This is a genomic window from Cupriavidus sp. SK-3 (assembly GCF_000611145.1).
Lineage (GTDB): Bacteria > Pseudomonadota > Gammaproteobacteria > Burkholderiales > Burkholderiaceae > Cupriavidus.
This window is the reverse complement of the sequence record NZ_JFJV02000136.1, coordinates 2,362-5,863: the sequence shown is the minus strand read 5'-3', so window position 1 is coordinate 5,863 and position 3,502 is coordinate 2,362. Positions and strand designations below refer to the sequence as shown.

3 protein-coding genes are annotated in these 3,502 nt (G+C 65.0%); 1 reads left to right on the top strand and 2 read right to left on the bottom strand.

Going from position 1 to position 3,502, the window contains the following annotated elements; genetic code table 11:
- Positions 1-401: 401 nt before the first annotated feature.
- The gene (locus CF70_RS14690) at positions 402-1,244 is read right to left on the bottom strand and encodes a fumarylacetoacetate hydrolase family protein (RefSeq protein WP_035865754.1); all 843 of its coding nucleotides are present in this window, start codon (positions 1,242-1,244) and stop codon (positions 402-404) included.
- On the bottom strand, positions 1,241-1,969 hold the full coding sequence (locus tag CF70_RS14685; protein WP_081862178.1) for a GntR family transcriptional regulator: 729 nt from the start codon (positions 1,967-1,969) through the stop codon (positions 1,241-1,243). The genes CF70_RS14690 and CF70_RS14685 overlap by 4 nt, the downstream gene beginning before the upstream one ends.
- A gap of 181 nt (positions 1,970-2,150) precedes the next feature.
- Between CF70_RS14685 and CF70_RS14680 the strand changes: the two genes are divergently transcribed.
- Positions 2,151-3,449: an MFS transporter gene (locus tag CF70_RS14680; RefSeq protein WP_035865749.1), complete on the top strand. Its 1,299-nt coding sequence runs from the start codon at positions 2,151-2,153 to the stop codon at positions 3,447-3,449.
- Positions 3,450-3,502: the final 53 nt, after the last annotated feature.

Below are 3,502 nucleotides of genomic sequence, written 5' to 3'. Positions count from 1 at the left end.
TCGCGGGGGACGTCGCGGGGGACGTCGCGGGTGAGTCGGAGAGGGGTGAGTCGGCGAGAAGAGACTCGATGAATTCGGGTGCGTGTTCTGACATGGCAGTGTGCTCGTTTTTTTCGAGGCGTATAGAAAACAGTATTTCACGCTGGGCACAGAGCGCAAACGGTTTAACCCTTTGTAGCGAAATCAGGGGAACAACTGTTGCGAACGGGGGACGGTCCCTCCGCGCGAGGGGTCGTGGGGGGAAGACTGAACTCGCGCGCGGGCATCACAGGCGCCGCCTTCATCAACGCGCCACCGATGCCAGCGGGTGCGGCTGGCGGTACAAGCGGCACGCACAAAGCAGAAAGGGCGGCCATCGCTGGCCGCCCTTTTCCTGGCGTTCAACCCCGGACCAGCCTGCCCTACGCGTAAGCCACCACCGTCTGGCCCTGCTCGCCCAGGCCGTCGATGCCCAGGCGCATCGTGTCGCCCGCCTTGAGGAAGCGCGGCGGCTTGAAGCCCATGCCCACGCCCGGCGGGGTGCCGGTGCAGATCAGGTCGCCGGGGTGCAGCGTCATGAAGCGGCTGACGTAGCTCACCAGCGTGGCCACGTCGAACACCATGGTGGCGGTGCTGCCCTTCTGCACGCGCTCGCCGTTGACGTCCAGCCAGAGCGCCAGCGCCTGCGGGTCGGCGACTTCGTCGCGCGTGACCAGCCACGGGCCGACCGGGCAGAATGTATCGCAGCCCTTGCCCTTGTCCCAGGTGCCGCCGCGCTCGATCTGGAATTCGCGCTCGGACACATCGTTGACCACGCAGTAGCCGGCAACGTGGGAAAGCGCTTCGTCGCGCGAGACGTCGCGTGCCACCTTGCCGATCACCACGCCGAGTTCCACTTCCCAATCCGTTTTTTCCGAGCCGCGCGGCAGCATCACCGCATCATCGGGGCCGTTGAGCGAGCTGTTGGCCTTGAGGAAGACAATGGGCTCGGCCGGCAGCGGCATGCCGGCCTCGGCGGCGTGGTCGGCGTAGTTCAGGCCGATCGCCACGATCTTGCCGATGCCGGTCCAGGGCACGCCGAAGCGCTCGGCCTGCACCACCGGCAGCGTGGCCGGGTCCACTTTGGCCAGCCGTGCCAGCGCTTCATCGGACAGCGCTTGCGGCCCCAGTCCGTCCAGCACGCCGGACAGGTCGCGCACGCGGCCTTCGGCATCGATCAGTCCCGGGCGTTCCGCGCCCGGCTTACCCACACGTACTAGTTTCATCGTTTCCCCTTGGCTTCAGTGACAGTGCGGCCGGCGGGCTCGGACAGGGTCCGCGCGACCACGGTCAGGACTTCTTTGGCGGTGTTCTCGGAATGCTGGCGCAGCACCTGTGGCAGCCGCGGGCGGCCCGGTTCGCGCAGCGCGGCCATGATGGCCTCGTGTTCCTCGTGCGATTCCTGCCAGCGCAGCATATCCGCGTTGGCGGCGCCGCGCGCACGGTGCACCTTGCTCATCAGCGTGGCGTAGATGCCGGCCAGCACCGGGTTGGCGGCGCCGTCGATGATGAGCTGGTGGATTTCCTGGTTTACGCGAAAGTACTCGGTGCGCCGCCCCGCGGCGTGGGCATCCAGCATCGCCTGGTGCTTGCGCTCCAGCCTAGCCATCGCCACCTCGGACAGCCGCGCCGCGGCCAGTTCGCCGGCGGTGGCTTCCAGCCCGTGCAGGGTTTCGAAGGTGGAACGCAACTCGTCGAGATCGAGCGGCGCCACGCGGTAGCCGATGTACTGCCGATGCAGTACCAGCCCTTCGGACACCAGCACCTTGAGCGCCTCGCGCAACGGCGTCTTGGACACATCGAACATTTCGCAGAAGGCGCGTTCGTCGATGCGCGCGCCGGGGGGCAGTTCGCCCTCTTCGATCATGGTGCGCAGACGGGAGGCGATCTCGGCGGACATGCCGAGCGTGCGCAGGCGCGCGGATTTAGGAAGCGTTTGAGTCACAGACATCACCGAGATGGGGAACATGCACCACAAGAAGGCTATCACACCCTGAAATTGTGCGTTTGCTTAACAATAAAATCAATGACTTACGAGAGTTGTAATTACAGATTACGTATCCTATACTCCGTTCCAGTTGCGCGACACAAAACACAAACCGCCCTACCATTCCTCAAAGGAGACACGCGTCATGCAAACGACAAGCCGGGCTGCGGCGCTAACGGAGACGAAGAGCTCCGTACGCTGGAAGATTTTCCTGATGATGTTGTTCCTCATCGCCATCAACTACATCGACCGCGCGTCGCTGTCGGTGGCGATGCCCCTGATCGCCAAGGAATTCGACCTCAGCCCCACCATGCAGGGCCTGATCCTCAGTTCCTTCTTCTGGACCTACGCGGTCATGCAGATCCCCGGCGGCATGCTGGCGGACAAGTACAAGCCGCGTATCGTGATCGCCACCGCCACCATCTTCTGGGGCGCCTTCCAGGCGCTGGCGGCGGTATGCACCAGCGCCGGCGCCCTGCTGCTGACCCGGCTTGGCCTGGGCGCGGCCGAAGCGCCGATCTACCCGGCCGGCGGCAAGCTCAACGCGATCTGGATGACGCAGAACGAACGCGGCCGCGGCGCTACGCTGCTCGACGGCGGCGCGCCGCTGGGCGCGGCGCTTGGCGCCATCATCATCACCTGGCTGATCACCGCGCTGGGTTCCTGGCGCCTCGCCTTCGTGGTGGCCGGCGTGGGCACCGTGCTGGCAGGCCTGGCGGCGTGGTACTACGTGCGCAACTCCCCGCGCGAGCACCGTGGCGTCAATGAGCTTGAAGCCAGCTATATCGAAGCCGCGCAAGCCACCGAACATCGCGCCGAGCCGGCAAACCTGTCCGGACGCTCGCTCGATTTCCTCAAGTACCGCTCGGTGTGGTGCATGGCAATCGGCTGGATGTGCTTCAACAGCGTCTTCTACGGCCTGCTGACCTGGATGCCCAACTACCTGAACAAGGTGCACGGCTTCGACATCAAGCAGATGGGCGGCGCCAGCTTCATCATCTTCTTCTCCGGCTTCGTCGGCGAACTCGTCGGCGGCTGGATCGCGGACAAGTGGAAGGCTGCGGGCGGCAGGCCCAACCTGGTGATGCGTACCCTGTTCGGTATCGCCGCCGTGGTCGCCACCGTGTCGATCTTCTCGGTGGCCTATGTGAAGGATCCGGTAGTGGTAGTGATCCTGCTCTCGTGCACGCTGTTCTTCCTGCGCTGGTGCGGCCTGTTCTGGTGCATCCCGTCCATTCTCGGCACCCGCAACAAGGTGGGCGTGCTGGGCGGCATCATGAACCTGGGCGGCAATATCGGCGGCATCACCGTGCCCATCATCGTCGGCATGATCGTGCAGTTCACCGGCTCCTACTTCCTGGCCCTGATGTTCTTCGCCGCCGCCGGCGTGGGCCTGTTCCTCGCGTCGACCGCGATCGACTACGAGAAGAAGCTGCCGGTCTGAGCGCAGCCCCGTCTCGACACCAAGTCTTGTCCCACGTACGCGCCGCGCCGGCA

Excerpts from the sequence above, each read along its gene's own strand:
- CF70_RS14690 (WP_035865754.1), bottom strand. The coding sequence starts at position 1,244 with ATGAAACTAGTACGTGTGGGTAAGCCGGGCGCGGAACGCCCGGGACTG.
- CF70_RS14685 (WP_081862178.1), bottom strand. The coding sequence starts at position 1,969 with ATGTCTGTGACTCAAACGCTTCCTAAATCCGCGCGCCTGCGCACGCTC.
- CF70_RS14680 (WP_035865749.1), top strand. The coding sequence starts at position 2,151 with ATGCAAACGACAAGCCGGGCTGCGGCGCTAACGGAGACGAAGAGCTCC.